Annotated in this window: 19 protein-coding genes; all 19 read right to left on the reverse strand. The window is 49.2% G+C overall.

All coding sequences use genetic code 11. The annotated features are described in order from the left end of the window. Nucleotides 1-43: 43 nt before the first annotated feature. Nucleotides 44-577: a hypothetical protein gene (locus AC0YNV_RS26520; RefSeq protein ID WP_475770718.1), complete on the reverse strand. Its 534-nt coding sequence runs from the start codon at nucleotides 575-577 to the stop codon at nucleotides 44-46. After that, nucleotides 577-1356: a hypothetical protein gene (locus tag AC0YNV_RS26525; RefSeq protein ID WP_475770719.1), complete on the reverse strand. Its 780-nt coding sequence runs from the start codon at nucleotides 1354-1356 to the stop codon at nucleotides 577-579. Before AC0YNV_RS26525 ends, AC0YNV_RS26520 begins: the two co-directional genes overlap by 1 nt. A 12-nt stretch (nucleotides 1357-1368) precedes the next feature. Further along, a complete protein-coding gene (locus AC0YNV_RS26530; RefSeq protein WP_210047043.1) occupies nucleotides 1369-1548 on the reverse strand; it encodes a hypothetical protein in 180 nt (59 codons plus the stop codon). A 291-nt stretch (nucleotides 1549-1839) separates the two neighbouring features. Further along, nucleotides 1840-2292, reverse strand: coding sequence for a hypothetical protein (locus AC0YNV_RS26535; RefSeq protein WP_475770720.1), 453 nt, complete (start codon nucleotides 2290-2292; stop codon nucleotides 1840-1842). Between the two features lie 49 nt (nucleotides 2293-2341). Beyond that, a complete protein-coding gene (locus tag AC0YNV_RS26540) occupies nucleotides 2342-2914 on the reverse strand; it encodes a TetR/AcrR family transcriptional regulator (RefSeq protein WP_475770721.1) in 573 nt (190 codons plus the stop codon). 420 nt (nucleotides 2915-3334) lie between these two features. Next, nucleotides 3335-4312 (reverse strand): SLAC1 anion channel family protein, encoded by a 978-nt coding sequence (locus tag AC0YNV_RS26545; protein WP_475770722.1) that lies wholly within the window; start codon nucleotides 4310-4312, stop codon nucleotides 3335-3337. A 619-nt stretch (nucleotides 4313-4931) separates the two neighbouring features. Continuing rightward, complete coding sequence (locus AC0YNV_RS26550) at nucleotides 4932-5720, reverse strand: GNAT family N-acetyltransferase (protein WP_475770723.1); 789 nt, start codon at nucleotides 5718-5720, stop codon at nucleotides 4932-4934. Between the two features lie 163 nt (nucleotides 5721-5883). Beyond that, complete coding sequence (locus AC0YNV_RS26555) at nucleotides 5884-6960, reverse strand: hypothetical protein (protein ID WP_475770724.1); 1077 nt, start codon at nucleotides 6958-6960, stop codon at nucleotides 5884-5886. 51 nt (nucleotides 6961-7011) lie between these two features. Further along, nucleotides 7012-7332, reverse strand: coding sequence for a hypothetical protein (locus AC0YNV_RS26560; RefSeq protein WP_475770725.1), 321 nt, complete (start codon nucleotides 7330-7332; stop codon nucleotides 7012-7014). Nucleotides 7333-7370: 38 nt separating this feature from the next. Further along, a complete protein-coding gene (locus AC0YNV_RS26565) occupies nucleotides 7371-8021 on the reverse strand; it encodes a stalk domain-containing protein (protein WP_475770726.1) in 651 nt (216 codons plus the stop codon). 114 nt (nucleotides 8022-8135) lie between these two features. Next, the gene (locus AC0YNV_RS26570; RefSeq protein ID WP_475770727.1) at nucleotides 8136-9050 is read right to left on the reverse strand and encodes an alpha/beta fold hydrolase; all 915 of its coding nucleotides are present in this window, start codon (nucleotides 9048-9050) and stop codon (nucleotides 8136-8138) included. Nucleotides 9051-9118: 68 nt separating this feature from the next. Continuing rightward, nucleotides 9119-9610, reverse strand: a complete 492-nt coding sequence (locus tag AC0YNV_RS26575; protein WP_475770728.1) for a quercetin 2,3-dioxygenase — start codon at nucleotides 9608-9610, stop codon at nucleotides 9119-9121. 574 nt (nucleotides 9611-10184) lie between these two features. Continuing rightward, nucleotides 10185-10949 (reverse strand): SDR family NAD(P)-dependent oxidoreductase, encoded by a 765-nt coding sequence (locus AC0YNV_RS26580; RefSeq protein ID WP_475770729.1) that lies wholly within the window; start codon nucleotides 10947-10949, stop codon nucleotides 10185-10187. 267 nt (nucleotides 10950-11216) lie between these two features. After that, entirely contained in the window at nucleotides 11217-12278 is a 1062-nt protein-coding gene (locus AC0YNV_RS26585; protein WP_475770730.1) for an LLM class flavin-dependent oxidoreductase, read from the reverse strand. Between the two features lie 800 nt (nucleotides 12279-13078). Beyond that, entirely contained in the window at nucleotides 13079-14239 is a 1161-nt protein-coding gene (locus AC0YNV_RS26590) for an enolase C-terminal domain-like protein (RefSeq protein ID WP_475770731.1), read from the reverse strand. A gap of 84 nt (nucleotides 14240-14323) precedes the next feature. Next, on the reverse strand, nucleotides 14324-15649 hold the full coding sequence (locus tag AC0YNV_RS26595; protein ID WP_475770732.1) for an amidohydrolase family protein: 1326 nt from the start codon (nucleotides 15647-15649) through the stop codon (nucleotides 14324-14326). A gap of 11 nt (nucleotides 15650-15660) precedes the next feature. Further along, complete coding sequence (locus AC0YNV_RS26600) at nucleotides 15661-16917, reverse strand: allantoate amidohydrolase (RefSeq protein WP_475770733.1); 1257 nt, start codon at nucleotides 16915-16917, stop codon at nucleotides 15661-15663. Continuing rightward, a complete protein-coding gene (hutI, locus tag AC0YNV_RS26605) occupies nucleotides 16914-18188 on the reverse strand; it encodes an imidazolonepropionase (RefSeq protein ID WP_475770734.1) in 1275 nt (424 codons plus the stop codon). Before hutI ends, AC0YNV_RS26600 begins: the two co-directional genes overlap by 4 nt. Before the next feature lie 9 nt (nucleotides 18189-18197). Then, nucleotides 18198-19871 carry a urocanate hydratase gene (gene hutU / locus AC0YNV_RS26610; RefSeq protein WP_475770735.1) on the reverse strand — a complete coding sequence of 558 codons (1674 nt, stop codon included), beginning with the start codon at nucleotides 19869-19871 and terminating at the stop codon, nucleotides 18198-18200. Between the last annotated feature and the right edge of the window lie 8 nt (nucleotides 19872-19879).

A 19879-nucleotide genomic window follows, 5' to 3' on the forward strand; every position in this document is an offset into this window, starting at 1 on the left:
ATATGTATGTAGCAAGCTAGAAGCCTGGAGAAATAATTTCACACTAATTTCTTTCAGTTTTGTTTATTTTAAACGCCCGTAATTGATAGCGTCCTTGTTTCCGTTCAACGCCTCCTTGCATTCGTGTTTTAGCAACCCCAAGTGCCATGTTACTCCATAAGGTCTGCTCAACAAACGGGGACTGTTCATTTGTACACTGGACAATGATTATAACTTCACCATGTTTAGTTTTAGCCGTTCTTATCTTCTTCCGTTTATAGAGGGTCTTTATTACATCGAATACAAAACCAATAGAAAAACCGACTGCCGATCCAATTAGTCCCCAAAACACAGGTCCCCAGTCAAGATTAAATCCTCTAGCTACCCCTATGGTTCCACCCATCATGGCAAGTACGAGCCCAATATCTACTAATGAGGTTCCGTCCATACCGTGTATCGAATCAAGCAGTTTTGTATCTATTTGACGGTTATCAAGTGGAACTGCGTAGATATCATCGATTTCATTTTCTTTTAGTTTGCTAATGGCCAGCTCGACATAGTGTGAATGCTGAAATGTAGCGAAGAACTGAATGTCCATTAGATTTTTTCTCCTTTATGCAGTACAAAATTTTGTGATTGATGATGTTTTTTCAAAAAGTCCGCTTGTTCCCAATTAAAAAGTTTGACTAATTCAACCGTATTTGAGTAGGAATCATAAATGCCATAGAAATATATCGATGGGAAATAATGGGACCACTGAACATCTACTATATCTCTCGCTCTCGAAAAGTCCCCTAGTAGACAATAGTGAATGCCTTCAACCAGGTTTGAATTTAGGATTACGATTATGGTCATAATCAGAAGCAAAAAAGCGCCCATGAGTCGATGAATATATAGTTGTCCGAGACTTGGCAATGCCATTGACCAAGCGAAAGCGATCCATGGCTTTTTCTTGTCTAAAAAGTTATTTCCGAAAGGGTTTATCGTGAAAGTCGTGTACTTGGCATTTTCCCTTTTCGCCAACAGATGTATCTTATTTTCATCAATTGCAACTCGGTAACTGTCCCATATTGCAAATAAATAAACTGGAATATAGAGGTATATGTGCTTTTCGTCTAAAATAGCCTTTGCCTGGTCTATTTCGCCGACTATAAGTGGATTTCGCTGGTGAAGTTGAATTGTACCGAACGCAGTAACGTTGGCTTGATAATACCGATTTCTATATACGTTTCTAAAGTTATTCATTGCTTGCTTCCCCTTTGCCTTTCGATGAGTAAATCCATTGTTATTCTTTCCAAATTTTAAATATCCATCCAATTCAGTTTTTCGAAAACGAACCTTTACTAAAAAAAGCCCGCGATTTCCGCGGACTTCCATCAGATTATGTTCTTATGCGCTTTGGCTTGGTTTCTTGCGTATGCTTTTGAGTTCAAAAGCCTCTTTAGGAATCCCCAGTTCTTGGGCCTTCTTCTTTTTAATCACCATGGCCTGTTGTAGGCTGGTGGCTTGAAATTCAATTGAAGTGCCAGACGGATTCTCAAATGCATAGTAGCTTTTTCTATTCGACATTAACTTAGCGCCTCCCCATCTTATTCTCTTATGATTTTGCCATCCATGTTCTTGACCGCAGTTTGCTAAAAATATTATGTCCACGCATCCTGTATATATACACAAATTGGGAATTGCTATATGAACGAGATAGGTTCTTGTCAGTCCTTTCACCAAACACGATTCGGGAATAATCTCATCCGGTCCAATCATACTTTAAGTTCAATAAACCAAAAGAGGAGCTGCCCGAAGCAAGCTCCTCCACTATCGTGATCCGTTAGCGCAAAAATTTATTTCAACTGCTGCTTTCAATTAAACATGAAGAGCGTACGTCCATGTCATGATAGCCGAGGCTACAATAAAAACATGCAATACCATATGTTCTACGTTCGGCCTAGGATTGTTTTTGATACGAGGCAATATGGTGAAGGTCTTTGCAAATATACGTTCATATACTTGTGTCCACGTTTCATTGTTAGGCATTTTATAGACTGCATGACCCGTAAAATAAGGTATCCACCAGCTCAACACAGCGCCTACAACTACAAGTGTCCAGATGGTTGCAGCAACACCGATTAGCATAGGCATTTGGGTAAATATAAGGATGATGGGGACGATCATGATAATGCCGTTCATTAGAGCCTCATTTTTACGCTCTTTGATTGTATAATTGCGAACACCGTTAAAAGGAAAGAAATCAATTCTGGTTGTCAACTGATGATATACCAACGTAATAACCTGCAGCCATAACATTGTGAAAAACATGTATATTCCTCCTTTGAACTCCAGACTCGTTTGTATTCGTTCTTCCCTGCTACTCGCTCTCTTCATGAAATTGCTGCTTAAAGCCGCTAATGAGACCGTGGATACCCATTTGAAACCAATCATCGTAGTAGCTTTGAGGCGCTGTTGACGGATTGGGCAAATTGCCGACTTCTGCCAATGCATGACCAATTACAAAAACAGCTATAGATTGGATCACGAAAAGCACCTGCTCTTCACTGGCACTTGATTTTTGCATTGCTATTGCCAGTGGTGCAGCGAGCTTGATTCCCACTTCAGCCGATACCGGATGAGTAGCTATCAGTTGCACTACCCCTGGGTGTGCGCACAAAGTTTCTCTGAATCTGATCCCAAATGCATACAAAGCCTCCCACCATGATTGTGACTCAGCATCAGGTACTGCCCGAGCGCTTATTGAATCGACGATGTTCTGGATCAGAGCTCCTTTGTTAGGAAAGTGATAATAAAGAGAAGCTGCTTCAATATTTAGTGCTGACCCCAGTTTGCGCATCGTTAACCCTGCAGCCCCATCCTTATCTAGGATTTCGAGTGCGACTTGGATAATGCGCTCCTTATTTAAGCTCTGTTTAAAAGAATCACTCATAGTTGGATTTTATAAACCTCCGATCCTTATTGTTTTCCTTACCTAACAAAGTTAGTTTAACTTAGTTAGGTAAGGAATGTCAATATCCATTTTCAAAAAAATATCCTGCCCGATCAAGGTCCGGCCACCAGTTCAATACTTACTAAATTGGGGAAATTCAATGCCGTCTGGTACACCAGGGGAACTTCCCGAAATAAGCAATACTCCCTCTATGGGGAAAGGTAAACGAAAGAGGAGCTGCCCGAAGCAAGCTCCTCCACTATCGTGATCCGTTAAGCTTATATATCTTTTTTTGGCGGCTTTCTAGCATCCAACATTTTTCAAAAAGGGAATCTAATTAACACAAATGTTAATATTATAATTCCTACTCCTGCAGAGAGCAGTCCTTGCTTATCATTTTTTGTTAAGATCGTTAAATGATTATCCTTTAAGCAGACTCCCTTTAAACAGCATGTTTATTGTTCGAATAAAGAGAACGACCAAAACGATGCTTAACAAAGCCAGAACGACCGCGGAAATGGCGATTAACAGCCAGGAATGCACAAACATCGCATATTTTAAAGCGGCATTGCTGAGAGCAGCCATTGGAAAGCCTACGGCCCACCAGGAAGCGCCAAACGGGATGGATTTTTTAAATACTTTGAAGAATAAGACAATGAACAGGAACAGACCAAAGTAATACAAGATGGAGGCGAACGGATCAATTCGCTGCTCGAAATTCGTATAGCCAAGAAAACCAACTTCAAACGGCGCAATCATGATCATCATGGAGGGCGTTGATCCTGCTGGCAGTGGAGCTTGATGAATCAATCTGGATAAGATCAAGGAAAGGAAAACTAATGCAACAATTCCTCCGATCGCCAGGGACAACAGGTTAATTTCATGCGCCCATGGGAATGGCATTGTCCCGCCGGTAACCGCGATATTAATGGTCCCTACCACAGGAATCAACAAAGCCGGAACCGCGTTACCTGGCTCATGGTTGCCGTTCAACAAGCGTGTAACGATGACAAAACTAAGCGCTAATGTGGGTACAATTCCGATGATCCAGATCACTTGCCCCGATACCTGACTGTAGGCGCCTATCACGGAGGAAAGCAATAGAATGGAAATCGTGATCGTACCGAAAAAATTCCCTAAAACCGGATGCGTAAATTCATCTTTGACTTGCTGAGGATAAAGAACCCATTTTGAAATATAACCTATGCTTAACGCGGCAAATACCAGAACTGCAACAATTCCAATGCAATCAGCGATAACGGGGGAAGTGCCAAATAGCTTGCTTGCTTGTCTCCAAGCCAATGACAGACTTGAAATTCCCATAACCGAGGCGAATAGATTGACGGGTAAGAATTGAACAGAACTTTTTTGTTTCTGCATGGCAGCCGTGGTTTGCATGGATAATCACCACTTTCTATACAAATTATTGTTTATCGAATGAAGAGTGCATTCGTGCTATGTTGTCGTGGCAACATCATACGGAAATTCTGAAATCCTTGGAGAATAAGTCAGCCCCAGTTCGGCCAATAACCAAACCAAGGCTGATTCGTCATGCTTTATACCTTTACAATTGATGCACATCTATGAATTTTAGTATCCATCTTCCGATTCGATTTTATGCCCGCTCCCATATGCCGCAATGAGCAAATGGTCCTTTATCGTCCTCCTTTCGATTAGCTCAACTTTCATCTGATGCCTCATTGTATTAGATTAAAAATTATAGATCAATATCATTTTTTTATGAAAACGATAGATGTGATCTATGGTTTTTTGAGGAAACAAAAGTTCCGTTTGGCGATCGCGCTTTCTTTTGAACTGAGTTATGGGTAATTTTGTTAATAGATTTATCGTTGGCATTCGGACCAAGTTCTTGTCATCCGACATATGACTAAATAACGAAACAGCGGAGGTCCAGGACTTTGATGCCAAAGCCTAGGATCTCCGCTGTTTTATTGTGCTTGCTTTATCTCCGTCATTATTGCCAATACGGGCAAATCGACCCGAATCAAGCGTTAAATTATCCAGAATAAACGTCAATCGTGATTTCTTCTTCAAATCCGAGCTTGCGGTAAATGCTTTGCCCCATGGAGCTTGCCTGCAGAATCGCCTGCTTTGCTCCTGAGGCATGTATATCGCGTAAGGCATGGGCCATGATTGCTCCGCCGATGCCTCTTGAGCGGAATTCTTGAAGAGTCGCAACCGTGTATATCCCCGTAACGTCTCCTTGACTGAAGGTCATTAAGGTACTGACGGGCATGTCGTTTAAATAGCCAAGGTAATAGCGGGTCGATTTCCGTTCCTGGTCATAGGCGAAAATCTGAGTAGCGGCCTCTGCCACTTCATCCGGAAGCTGATATTCGGAAATAAAGACCCGTTTGAATATCTCGAGTTCCTCATCCGTATGAATGGTGCGGATTTGCAGTCCCGGTACTTCGGCATTCTTGATCGCCCGGCCTTCAAGGGAAAGCGACATCCCGGACATACTGCCCACGTTGACAAACGCGTTCGCATGCAGCGCTTCTATTACGGCTTCATCCCGATCATGGGAATAGATCTGCCAGCCGCACTCCATTCCGCGCTTATGGTACGAAGCAGCGATGGCTTTCACATCCTCAGCAACGTCAATCTCTTTGGAAGCCTGATAATCGAATACGCGGTTGAAAATCGGATACGGAATATCAGTTTCGACCCGGCAGGCGGTCAGAGTGCGTTCAAATTTCATGCGCGGATTATTATGGCTCAAATGTTCAAAAGCCAGAATCATGTTCTCGCGAATGGCTTCATTATAACTTACCAATTTCTTCATCCTCCGTTAGCATTCCTGTAGATGGATTAATTTTGTCGTTGAAGAAAGAAAAGCGCCTTCGTATCATGGGAGTACCCATAATAAAAAAATCGTTCATGAAGCAGAGTTTAATCGGTCAATATTCTTGCCAAGCCGACAGTTTATCATTATTGTCGGGAGCCTCTTATTCTGTGAAAGTGTCACCTAACCGGATGGCCGGAATGGCTGATCCCGGATGGTCCTCTCCGTAAGTCAACTGAGGCGCGACGTAGACATCAGGGTTCGCCTGCTTGCCCTTATAAATCCCGGGATACAAATCGAGAATGTGGTAACCCGGTTCTCCGGAAGCGAAAATGGTGAACGTTACCGTTCCCTGGCTATTGAAGCCGCACATATAGCCCAGGTAAGCATTGTCGTAGTCCAGGTAGTATGCGTTATCGTATTCCGTCCAGCCGACGCCTTTGATTTGAACGGTAATTTCAGTGCCCGCAGGTCCCGAAGTTGGCGTGATCTTGGCAATTGACGGTGTTATCGAGAGGTAAGTTTCAGCATAGGTAACGCCCGCGACCTTCAATTCAATCCGGTGTGGAACGCCGCCAAGGTCATCAGGTACCGGGAAGTCGTAGCTAAGTCTGCCGTTCACGTCCGTTTGAGCCGTTCCCAGGCTCTTCGTCTTTTCCTCGAAATCTTTGCCGGATATTCGGCTGCCCTCCATCGTATGCCAGACAAGGTTCACCGTTTTGCTGGCCGGAATGCCGCTCGCTTTCAGTGTCACGTTATCCCCGACGTGCCCAGAAGACTGGCTGAGCGAAGCAGATACGCCTGGCCTATTCGTCAGCGCAGGCATTTGCACACCTCCGCCAGCCGCCTTTGGCTGGGACTCAACTTCATTCTTGACGACCGGCGCATCGTCCGTCACGTTAAACGTGAAGCTCGGAACAGGTAGATAGGCATTCGGTGCTTCCGTGTAGTTCATGTACGGCATGCCCAAATAGCCATGCCAAATCGTGATCGTATGCTTGCCGGCCGGGCCTGAGGCGCGAATCTTAGCAGTCGCGCTGCCATTCGTGGATACGGCGGAGATCAAGCCCGTCATCTTGTTGTCGTATGACAATTGCCAGTTGCTTTCCATGGTCGAATAGCTGATTCCCTCGGCTTGTACCGTGATTTCCGTACCAATAGGCCCGGACTCCGGAGAGAGTCGGAAGGTCGGGGCTACGAATAAATTATTCTGCGCGACATTCTTGTTGTTTTGGCGCACATAAATCGTATGGTCTCCGCCAAAACCTCTCGGAATGATGAAGCTTCCCTGCTATTTACCTTGTTCATCGGACATGCCGGTCAGTATCGTGTTCACTTCGGGCTTATACACCGGACCGATAAAACTGTATAGACCCTTAATATCGTAACTGCCTTGCTCGGTTTCCCATAGCAGTTTAACAGGAACGTTCGGCTTCAAGCCTTCCGATGAAAAATGGATGGCAGCTCCGACGGTACCCTTGCTTTGTACGATCTGAACGGACGGTGCAACGGGCTGCCCATTCGATTCCGCATTAACGGATGGCATTATCAAGGACGAAACAAGCACCAGAATCGAACTCAGGAACGTAACCAGATACGTCATCGGTTTCAATTGTATAGACCTCTTCTCTCTGTTTTTCCTGGTATGTGTTAGTTGGCTTGTTCTCCCGTTGCCAAGGACTCAGGTGCGACGATCGTAATGAGCGAAGGCATAACTTGAAACGGCTTATATTCACCTTTCATGGTAGGCGTTTCGGCAGTGACGTAGTAGCTAAGCGTACCTTTCGGCGTCGCGTCTGTCACTTTGTAATTCACGCTCCAAAACTTCTCGCCATCCGGGGCATCAGGCGGGTGTTGTCCCAGCTGCATATCAAGCACTTCGCCTGTACCAAGATGAACCTGCAGCGTCGCATTTTCGGCCAGCATACCTGTGATCGGATTCAGAGCTTTCATTCGGAAAACGATACCGTCACCGACTGTGAAACGGTTTTGCAGCACACAGCCTGCATTTTGGGAAACGATATCGCCGAAGACTACCAACTCGGATTTAAAGCTAAGCTGCGCCGTGTGCGTTTTGCCATTCCAGGTCAGGCTGTTCGCGGATACCATACTCGCCTGATTTTTAATATAGACCGTCGGGATTCCCTTCGTTTCGACAACGTTAATTTCTTTTCCATTAATCAATGCAGTGTGTTTCTTGCTGTCATAGTCGAAATTCATACCAGTAATGCTGGAAAAGCTCTTCAGATCCACATACACCCTTCCACCGGAAATATGGTTGGCGGACGAAGTCAATGCCATTCCGTTACCATTACTGCAAGATCCGCTCCATTTGCGGATACGCTCTCTTTTTAAAACCTTTAATCATTAATAAAGCCCTCCTTAAGATTTCTGGTGCTCATAGACTTTTAATATTTACTTGCTGATAATGATCCGAGAGATGAAATCGCTCACTACTCTCGTAAACTCCTGCGGGTTCTCGACATGACTCATATGCCCGCCCTCTTCGAAGGTATAGAGCTGCGATCCAGGAATTTTCTCAGCCATTTCCGCTGCCCATCGTGGGCCGCAGTTGAAATCATTTTCTCCGACCAGGATGAGTGCCGGAGCAAGAATCGTATGCAAAACATCCCTAACATCCCACGTATGCGGCTTCCGATTCGGATCGAAGGTAAAATTCAGATTGGCTTTCCAATCCTCGACTTCTTCCGGGAGGTTCCAATAATCACCGAAGAATGCAGGTAACAACCGCCGTAAAATGTTTAGGGTCGATTCGCTGTCTTGCGCTGCGCCTGTTATTAAGTCCATCCAAGCCTGCTTCGCATCCTGAGCCTCAGGACGATCCGGCCAGCGCTGAGCATAGAGCTCAATTTGCCGAACCTGCTCCATACCAATATCAGGTCCCATACACGGAGCACTGCTATAGACGATTAGCCCTCCAAGCTCATCCGGATAATCGAGAGCATATTGAAGTCCGACAAAACCTCCGTGTGAATGTCCCAAGAAGTATGGTCTCCGAGCTTCAATATGCTCTGCGACTTTATGGGCGTAATAGGCGTACCGCGACATGTTGTAATCTCCGTCCGGCAACATCCCTGAACTCCCCGTACCTATGGGCTCTATATAGACAACGGTCATTGTTTTTTCAAGCAATGGCATACGCATATAATCCCAATGGAAACCGGGGCCACCAGCATGAACCAGACAAACCGGCCCTCTGCCGGCTACATAATAGCTTTGTTCCACTCCGTCGATCGAAAGCTTATGCTCGCCAAGTGCTAACGCGCCTCTGGAATCATAAATTGATGAATTGGAGAAAGATTCTCTCATAAGCGATTATCCCTTCTTTCTGTGTAAACAAATTGGTATGACTGGCAATGGATATGGCTTGGGAAAATTTAAAGACCAGGATAAGTAATATTATATTTTTTTGATACTTGCATTAGTTTCTGTATCGCCTCAGGAGTGGGGGGCTCAATGTGCGCTTCCATTCCTTCCACGTAAGGAACGCCCAGTTCCTTTACAAATGAATCAAATCCCGCAGGATAAGCTGTAACCAGGAAATTAGCTTTTTTTGACCTCACCTTAAAGGTATGTGGAATGCCGCGAGGAGCGAAGACATAATCTCCACTTTTAACCAGAAGAGTTTCATTGCCAAGTGTCATTTCTAATTCTCCATCCAACACGTAAAAAGATTCGTCTTCATCTCTATGGATATGGAGTGGCGGACCATCATTTTCATTAACCGAACAATGCACCACGCAAAATTCCCCGTTTGTGTCCTCACCACTTACCAATATTGAATTAATGTCTGTAAGGAATAGGAACGTATTTTCTTTGTTGGCATTCCGATGCATCATACCTGCTTTACTTTGGTTACTAATCATCATTCTTTGCTCCTCTTTGTTGGAATTTAATTTCAAGTACCTGCGCAGGTATGTTAGATCGATCGTTCTCATATTAATTATTCGTTCTGAATCTGTCAACTTATATAACATAAAATTCATAATTTGAGGGTGAGGAAATTTGTGGGAATCTCGTTTGCACCTAATTAATAGGCCAATTTCTTACAAACCGCGTCACTTAAGTAAACTTGATGACATCATTGAAAAAACATATCTCATGCTTCACCTCTCCTTCAACGAAAAAAACCATCGCCAATGCTTGGCGATGGTTTTTTAACATTTGAAATTTGAACGTTATCACAGGGGCTAGTTAAAAACGTATAAGTGAGTTGATGCGAGGGAAAAAGAACGACGGGATATACTTTCCGGTTAGAGCAACCGTTTATCGTAACGTTAATTGGTAATTCACAACCTATACGAGAACGATTGGTAAAATTTTTCTTTACCATTCGTTCCCGATATGTTATAACAAACTTCAAAGCAATATGAGGGAAAGAAGTGACGTATTTCTCAAATTTATCATCTTTGCGGTCCCGATTTTACCGAGCTCCCTGCAGCTCTACCAAGCGGTCGCGCCACCGTCGACGACGTAGTTGGCACCTGTAATGTAAGACGCCCGGTCAGAAGCGATGAATACCGCGAGCTCCACGAGTTCTTCGGGTTGACCGAAGCGCTTGAGAAGCGTCTTTTTGGTTATCTCATCCCGAGCCGCCTGGTTGTCGCCGAGGTCGCGGTCACTTGCCGGGGTTAGGAAAGGCCCTGGACTGATCGCCACCGCACGGATACCATGGCGCGCGCCTTCAAGCGCGAATTGTCGCGTCATGGCGATGACGCCAGCTTTCGCTGCGCTGTGCCCGACCATCGGGGGGGTCTCTCCGGCGATCACTCCTGCCATGGACGCGACGTTGATGATGACACCGCCACCGCGCTGAACCAGGTGCGGCCATGCGAATTTCGACACGAAGAAGGGAATGTCGAGTTCGCCGGCGATGGTTCTCCGCCAGTCTTCGATGGAAAAATTGGGCATCGGACCGAAGTATTGTATGGCCGCGTTGTTGTAGACTACGTCGAGCCCGCCGTAGGCGGCCACGGCATCCTCAACCATCTTCTGCGCCTGTTCCGGGTTGGTGAGATCAACCGGCGCAATACCAGTCATCTCACCGCCGGAGCGTCGTAAGAGTTCGACTGTCTCGTTGTTAGCATCAACATTGATGTCGCACCCAACGACTCTTGCACCTTCTCGCGCAAAGGTCAGCGCCGCAGCGCGACCGAGACCTCCACCGGTGCCGGTGATCAGCACAACCTTTTTATCAAGTATCCCCATAACTTTCCCTCCTGGTCTGTGGTTTGTGAAGGGGGACTACTAATCAATTTCCTCACCTAGACTTGTTCGTCGTCTGAAACTTATTATTATGAAATTTTCGCCAAATCATTCACTGGACAAATTGAAGTTAAACAGTAGTTTGAAGAACGTCAATAAGCTCTTTCCTTACAGGGTTACGCCCGCTTTATCATCCTCCGAATCGGAGTTGCGTGCGGAGCCCATTTCAACTGGAGGTTCGACCGAGTTGAATGTAGACGACTGTTGTCATCATCTCGATATCCCTTCCGCAGCTTCCCATCTTGCGATCTCTTCCCGAACTTGCGGTGCGACTTCCGTTCCCAATAGTTCAATAGCTTTCATAACATCCTCATGCGGCATGGTGCCAATGGGTAAATGCAGGAAAAATCGTGTGAAGCCTAAATGTTTGCTCATGTGAATAATTTTGTTGGCCACCGTTTCGGGATCGCCTACATAGAGTGCGCCTTCTAAGCTGCGTGAGGCATCAAAGTTTGAACGGCTATATTGTCCCCAACCGCGCTCTTTTCCAAAATAATTAAACGATGCCTGAGTGGGAGGGAAGTACTTCTCGACCGCAAGCGAGGTACTCTCTGCAATGAACCCGAGTGAGTGTACAGCTATTTTTAATTTTGATGCATCATGACCTGCACGGGCAGCAGCGTTCTTATAGAGCGGCACGAGCGGAGCAAATTGCAAGGGGCTTCCGCCAATAATCGCCAAAACAAGCGGCAGTCCAAGTACCCCTGCTCGTATTACCGATTCCGGATTGCCCCCACTGCCGAGCCATACTGGCAAAGGGTTCTGAACCGGACGCGGATACACACCAAGATTCGTAAAGGCAGGTCGATGCCCTCCTTTCCAGGTTACCTTCTCCGAGTCCCTTAATTTTATTAACAGTTCCAATTTTTCCTCAAAAAGCTCTTCATAGTCATTTAAATCATAACCAAACAATGGGAACGCATCGACCATAGAGCCTCGACCCGCGATAATCTCTGCACGTCCATTTGAAATACCATCGAGCGTGGCAAATTGCTGAAACAAACGTACAGGATCAGCAGCAGAGAGCACGGAAACAGAACTGGTTAAGCGTATCCTTTTAGTCATGGGCGCCGCTGCCGCCAGCACAACAGCAGTAGCGGAATCCGCAAATTCCTTACGATGATGCTCGCCGACCCCAAATATATCCAACCCAACCTGATCGGCAAGGACAATTTCTTCCACAACCTCACGCAAGCGCTGCGCATGACTTATCGTCTTGCCCGTTTGAACATCCGGAGTTGTTTCGACAAACGTATCTACACCTATTTCCATTTTCAAATCCCCCTAAATATAAAGTTAAAATAAATTCCATATTTCAGAAAATATCCGACCCATCATTTTTAGCATGGCTTTCACGATTCTTGATACCATACCCGATTTTCTTCAGCACGCGAATAAGTTCGAGCTTCTCCTCATCTGTCGCAAATGACAAGTGGTCCGAGATTAATTGAGCATGCTTGGGGAGGATATTGTCGAAGCAGCCTCGTCCTTCCCCACTTCTACCAATCCCGTAAAGTTCCTCATCCCATGATTGATAATATAGGCATACATTCACTCCTCTGATATTTACACTATAATTAGTTATTATAAAATTATTATTTATAATAATATATATTATAATATTAATCTGTCAACTTGAAAAAAAAGACATGTACACCTTCCGAAGAAGACATCTGCCCGTTCGTATTAGGGGATCAACCAGAACTTACTGGTTGATCTATTTTGCAGCCAGCTAGCTGTCGGTGGAGCACGAACTGAATCGGGCTTTGAATGGAGGTACGCAATGGCCGATTCGGCCCACTTCTTCATGAGATGGGATTTAACCAACTTGTCAAAATCGGGAATGGGATAAGGGTATTGTCATTCAAATTTGGCAAGAACTTTATCCCATAACGCAAAAAAGGCCGCAGTTTACGCGGCCAATAATGAGATAATGTTCGTGTCACCCGACACCTGATAAGCGTTCCCCGCTGCACTTGACCACAGTAATAAGCGCTTTAGCATCGCAGCAGCGCTTATCCGCCATATAATAGAAATATCCGTACTCCAATATCATTATATTCTATGGCTTACTATCGGCTATTCAAGGACCAGCCGGACCGTTTTATAAGGTTTGTTACAAGTTCATCATCGAAGACGATCCCGAAACCCGGCGTGGCCGGAATATGAATCTCTCCGCTTTCGATTCGATACCCGGATACATCCATTCCTTCAATAGTAATGTCGTCGTATTCCACAAATTCGAAGTTGCGCACGGCGGCTGACAAATGCCCCGACGCGTAAATGCCGTAAGCATTGCCGTAACAATGAGGCGCAGACCGCAAACCATGCGCATCCAGCTTCTCGCCTAATTCCAGCCAATGCGTGAAGCCGGGCCAGATGATATCGTACTGCAGCACATCGACACGGCCGCGGGTCGCCCACTCGACAAGATGCGGTGAAGCAAGCCCTTCCCCATCCGCGATCAGCACATTCTGCCCACGTTGCCGGAGCCATTCCTTCAGGTCCTCGTACAAGGCTTCATCCTCATGGAACGCTTCTTCCAGCCAATACAGATTCACATCCGCCAAAGCCGCCAAGACCTCTTTGGTCAAGTTCAAATTATAGGCATTATTCGCATCGATCATGATTTTGCCTGTGGGACCTGCCACTTCCGAGATCCCCTGTACGATCGCGATATCTCGTTTCGTCCCTTCCCGGAGCGGCATATGGCGTCCGCCTCGGCCAACTTTAATCTTAAAATGGCGATGGCCCTTCGCATATCCTTGTATCGCTTCTTCTTGCATTAACGCGACAGCGGCTCTCTCATCGGACAGATGCAAATCGTCGAAGTACAGAGAGGTATCGTAGCAGGGGACAACCAATGGGGCTCCCCTTTCCAAGTGGGCACCCGACACCAGGTCATAAACTGGTTTGCCTTGTCTCTGTCCTAACCAATCGAGAATTGGATATTCCAATTGCAAACGATACGCTTCGCGCAGTCTGCCCCGGTCGTCGAATAAGTCAAGCAATCGGCAGCCTATTATGTCTTCGGCCCAGTCTGGCGTCATTTGAATCGAGCTGCCGTAACCCGTTTGCCCATCGATCGTAATTCTGGCGATGTCCACTGTGCAGCTTTTGCCATGAATGCCGATTCTGCCATTGGCCCCCGCGCTTCTGGCTCGTTCGCCCGTTAATTTGGCGAACTCGATCTTCTCCACTTTCCAATCAGCGTGTAAACCTGTAATGTCCATAGGATCCTCCATAACCGGCTCGGCGGCTTCGTTTTATTCGTAAGTAGAATACCAGATTATAGAATTATACTGTTAGTAGATCATTCATGCGCCGCCCCACTTCTCGAATAACCGGTTCACCCGCGAACTAATGTCTTGCTCGGCTACGGTCAGTAATCCGTCTTTGCTGAAGACGGGTTTGCCGTCGATGACGACATGGGCAATCGCATTCGGCTGCATAGCATAGACCATATTCGCAAATAATTCGCGTTTTGGCGCCAACGACAAATCCTGAACGTTCAGCGCGGTGAAGTCCGCCGCTTTACCGGCTTCGATCGAACCGGCTTGCACTCTTAACATTTCGGCGCCGCTTGCAGTTCCCATCCGGAATACGTCATTCGCGGTGATGCAGGTCCCATCCAACCGGGAAACCTTTTGCAGCAAAGCGCACATCCGCATTTCTTCAAATACGCTGATCCGGTTGTTGCTGCACCCTCCATCCGTCCCCAAGGAAACTTTTACGCCGGATTTCAAGAGGTCAGGGATCCGGGTGACACCGTCTGCGAGAAACATATTGCTGGAGGGACAATATGCCAGCGAGCTGCCGCGGCTGCCAATCAACCCGACCTCCGAATCATCCAGCCACACCAAATGAATGGCGATCATCCGTTCATCCAATACGCCTAACGAGTCCAAATAATGAATCGGCCTAAGGCCGTAATCCCTTAACGTCTCCTCGACCTCGAACATTTCTTCCGCGACATGAATATGGAAAGGGGTATCCAGCTCGACCGCCAGACGATGACCGGCCTTAATCATTTCCGGCGAAGCCGCGTGCGGACTATGTGGCGCCGGATGGACCGTAACCATCGGGTCCCCCTGGTATTTGACAGCAAGAGAACGGGTCCGTTCCACCGCTTCCACCACCGTCTCTCTGTACGCCGCGGGAGCGCCGTTCCAGTCGTACATCGTACGGGCAAAAACAAGCCGGATACCTACGTCCTTCGCAGCCTGAATGACTGCCTCGTCATAGGCTGTGCTGCCGTTATGAACATAGAAAAAGTCGCTGACTGTCGTGACGCCGTACCTGATCATTTCTCCGAAAGCCAGCAGTGCTCCCGTATAGATCGCTTCTTCATCAAGCAGCGGCGTGTACCGGTACAGCGCTTGATCCCTCCATTCCAGAAAAGGGTTATCGATGGCGATGCCGCGCAGCAGGCTTTGAAAAGAATGATTATGCGCATTGACCGTGCCCGGCACGATCGCTTTCCCTTCCCAGCGGACAAGCTCGGCATCAGGAAACGAAGCGGATACCTCTGGCAAAGGTCCAACCTCCATGATGACGCCGTTCTCCTCCACGAGTGCAAAATCTTTCTGAAACGATCCGTTTGCATAGACATAATCCGCTGCATACAGCTTCCGCTTGCTCACGCTAATCCTCCTTAAGCATTCAATTTCTCATCCAGCGCCAAAATGGCATGAAGAAGAACGTTGCCTACCTTCTCGATATCTTCGATCCGGCTCGCCTCTTCCGGACAATGGCTTTTTCCATCCAGGCTGGGGACGAAGAGCATCCCCGAACGGGTAAGCGACGCCATATGCGCCGCGTCGTGTCCAGCCATGCTGCCAAGCGGTGTATTCGCATATCCGAGCTTCTCCGCCTGCAAAGCGCAAGTCCCGGCAACGAGCGGATCCATGGCAACCGGATGCTGGTCGAGCAGCATGCGGCGCTCAATTCGCACTCCTCTGCTGGAGCTAATGAGAGCCGCCTGCAGCTCCCATTTATCGATTGCTTCCTGGATGTCGGCTCTCGTTTTCCCGCGGATCTCCATATGAAACTGCACCTTGCCCGGAATAATATTAGGCGCATTCGGTTCGTTCGTTATCTTCCCGACCGTCCCTACGATTTCATCCGATGGATGCGCAAGACATACCCGCTCCAGTGCGAGCATCGCTTCGGCCGCTCCCAGTAAAGCATCGGTCCGTTCCTGCATAAGTGTCGTCCCCGCATGATTCGGCACGCCAAGGACGGTCACTTCCTCGCGGTATATGCCCGTGATCGCCGTGACAATGCCGACCGGAATGCCGCGGTTCAGCAGCCTCTTCCCCTGCTCGATGTGCACCTCGAGAAAAGCAGCGAGCCCTTCCGGCTTCCGGCGCGCCTGCCCGTAACGCTCCGGATCCCCGCCCGCTTGACGCAGCGCATCGATCATAAGCCTGCCGTTGTCGTCCCGGACGGCTTCCAAGTCCCGCCTTGTCAGCTTGCCGGCTACCGTCCGGCTGCCGAATGTCGATAGTCCGAACGGATTCGGTTCTTCCGCGCTGAAGGAAACGAGCTCGAGCGGATGCCGGGTCCGAATCCCCTGCTCTTTCAACACAAGCATGATCTCCAAAGCTAACAGGACACCGAGCGCTCCGTCGTACTTGCCTCCGTTCGGCACCGTATCGACGTGGGAACCGAACGCTATAGCCGGAAGCTCGCTGCGCTTGCCGCGCCGGGCAGCCCAAATATTGGCCGCTTCGTCAACGCGAACGTCCAGGCCGAGAGCATCCGCTCTCTCTTTTATCCAATCCCGGGCCGCTAAATCCGCAGGCGTAAACGCCGTCCGGTCCAAGCCGCCCTGCCCATTCACGCCGATTCGGCCCAGTTCATGAATGGCTTTCTCCAATCTGGCCGCATTGATCGTCAGCTGCTTCATACGTAATTCCTTCGGCCTTGCACAATGACGGGAACACCCTTCTTGATAACCGTCTCCGTCAAATTAACGGCATAATGGTACTGCATATATTCGATATTCGAAGCATCGAAAATAACTAGATCGGCCTGCTTTCCGGCCTCGATGCTGCCGATCCGGTCTGCGCGTCCGATCGCATGAGCCGCATTGATCGTGCAGGCAGTCAGCGCTTCGGCAGGCGTCATCCGCATCGTTAAGCAGGCCAGGTTCATCATAAAAGGAAGCGATTCCGTCGGGCTGGAGCCCGGATTCCGGTCGGTCGACAAGGCGACCGGCACACCCGCTTCGATCATTTTCCGGGCATTGGCCGGCTTCGTCATGAGGAAGAAGGCCGTACCGGGCAGAAGCACCGCAATGACGCCTTTCTCTGCCATTGCCCGAATGCCGGCGTCCGACGCCCGCAGCAGATGCTCGGCCGATACGGCTCCTATCTCGGCAGCAAGCTCAGCTCCACCGTAAGGGACGATCTCATCGGCATGAATTTTCGGCTTCAGCCCCCATTTCAAGCCGGCTTCCAGGATCGTCCTCGATTGTCCGGGAGTGAACACGCCCTCCTCGCAGAAGACGTCGCAGTACTCAGCCAGCCCTTCCTTGGCGACAGCCGGTATCATTTCCTCCGTTACGATTCTGACGAACAAGTCCGGATCCGACTTGTACTCGGGAGGAACCGCATGGGCACCCATGAAGGTCGATACGAGATCGACGGGATGCTTGCCATGAAGAAAATGCGCCGCCCGCAGCTGCTTCAATTCATCCGCAAGCCGCAAGCCGTAGCCGCTCTTCGCCTCAATCGTCGTAACGCCGTGGGCAAGAAAGCGGTCAAGCCGCTTGCGGGTCTCGCTGATTAACTGCGCTTCCGATGCGGCGCGGGTTTTGATCATTGAATTGAGAATGCCGCCTCCCGCTTGAAGGATTTCCATATAGGTGGCGCCGCATAAGCGAAGCGTCAGCTCATGCTCCCGCGATCCGGCGAACACCACATGCGTATGCGGGTCGATCAGACCCGGGGTGACGGTCTTGCCTTCCGCCAAAATAACGTTGACGTCTTCGCCCCCATGGTGCGAAACATACTCCGCCGCCTCTTGGTCGGCTCCGACGAAGACGATGCGTTCGCCATCCGCGACGACACCGCCGTTCTCAATGATGTTCAGCTTCTCCATCTCTATTCCAATCTTCGGCGCTTGGCTGCCACCGCTTACAGTTGCGACTTGCGCCGCGTTCTTGATATAAAGCATAGGGCAGCGTCACTCCTTTCCGGTCACCTGTCTGCCCGCCATCGGCATCCGAATCCCCATCTTCTTGGCGTTATCGATCGCCAGATCATAGCCGGCATCCGCATGGCGAACGATGCCCAAGCCCGGATCGGTCGTCAAGACGCGCTCCAATCGCTCCTCCGCCTCCTTCGTCCCGTCCGCGACGATCACCATGCCGGCATGTATGGAATAACCCATGCCTACGCCGCCGCCGTGATGCAGCGATACCCAGCTTGCCCCGGCCGCCGTATTGAGGAGCGCGTTCAGAATCGGCCAATCCGCGACCGCGTCGCTGCCGTCACGCATCGCCTCCGTCTCGCGGTTCGGCGATGCGACGGAGCCCGCGTCAAGATGGTCGCGCCCGATCACGATCGGAGCCGACAGCTCCCCGGAAGCGACCATATCGTTAATGATGCGGCCGAACAACGCCCGCTCGCCGTAGCCGAGCCAGCAGATCCGGGACGGCAGGCCCTGGAAGGCGATTTTGGCCTGCGCCATTCGGATCCATTTGCATAAATGTTCACGGTGGGCGAACGTCTTCAAGATCACTTCATCGGTTTTGTAAATGTCCTCGGGATCGCCGGATAACGCCGCCCAGCGGAACGGACCCCGCCCCTCGCAAAACTGCGGACGGATGTAAGCAGGGACAAAACCCGGAAAAGCAAAGGCGTCTTCCACGCCTTCATCGTAAGCAACCTGGCGAATATTATTGCCGTAGTCGAAGGCGATGGCGCCGAGCTGCTTCATCTCGAGCATCGCTTCAACATGCACGGCCATGCTTTCTTTTGCCTTCCGGACATAAGACGTCGGATCTTCCGCGCGCTGCTTGCTGCCCTCCTCCAACGATAAGCCCTGAGGCAGATATCCGTTCAGTGGATCGTGGGCTGAGGTTTGATCCGTTATAATATCCGGAATGAAGCCGCGGCGGAGCATTTCCGGCAGTACCTCTGCCGCATTACCGACCAAACCGATGGATAACGCACGCCCCTCCTTCCGGGCCTCGACCGCAAGCGAGATCGCGTCATCCAGGCTTTCCAGCATGCAATCGCAGTAACGCGAATGAATTCGCTTCATGATTCGTGTCTTGTCGACGTCGATCCCGATCAGCACGCCTTCGTTCATAGTGACGGCTAACGGCTGGGCCCCTCCCATACCGCCGAGGCCGGCCGTTACGGTAATCGTCCCTTTCAACGTGCCGCCGAAGTGCTGCCTTGCGCATTCCGCGAACGTCTCATAGGTCCCCTGAACGATGCCCTGGCTGCCGATATAGATCCAGCTGCCTGCCGTCATCTGGCCGTACATCATAAGCCCCTTCCGGTCCAGCTCGTGAAAAGTATCCCAGTTCGCCCATGCCGGCACCAGATTCGAGTTGGCGAGCAGCACGCGCGGCGCGTCCCGGTGGGTCCGGAAGACAGCGACCGGCTTACCGGATTGCACCAGCATCGTCTCGTTGTCCTCCAGCTGCTTCAGCGTATCGACAATGGCATCGAAGCTCTCCCAATTTCGCGCGGCTTTGCCAATTCCCCCGTACACGACCAGCTTGCCCGGATATTCGGCTACCTCCGGATCCAGATTGTTCATCAGCATGCGCAGCGCCGCTTCCTGGACCCAGCCCTTTGTATTCAGCCCAGCGCCGCGCGGCGCGCGAACGACTCGTTCCTTCATAGCGTCAG

This window comes from Paenibacillus sp. JT31N11 (assembly GCF_056269285.1).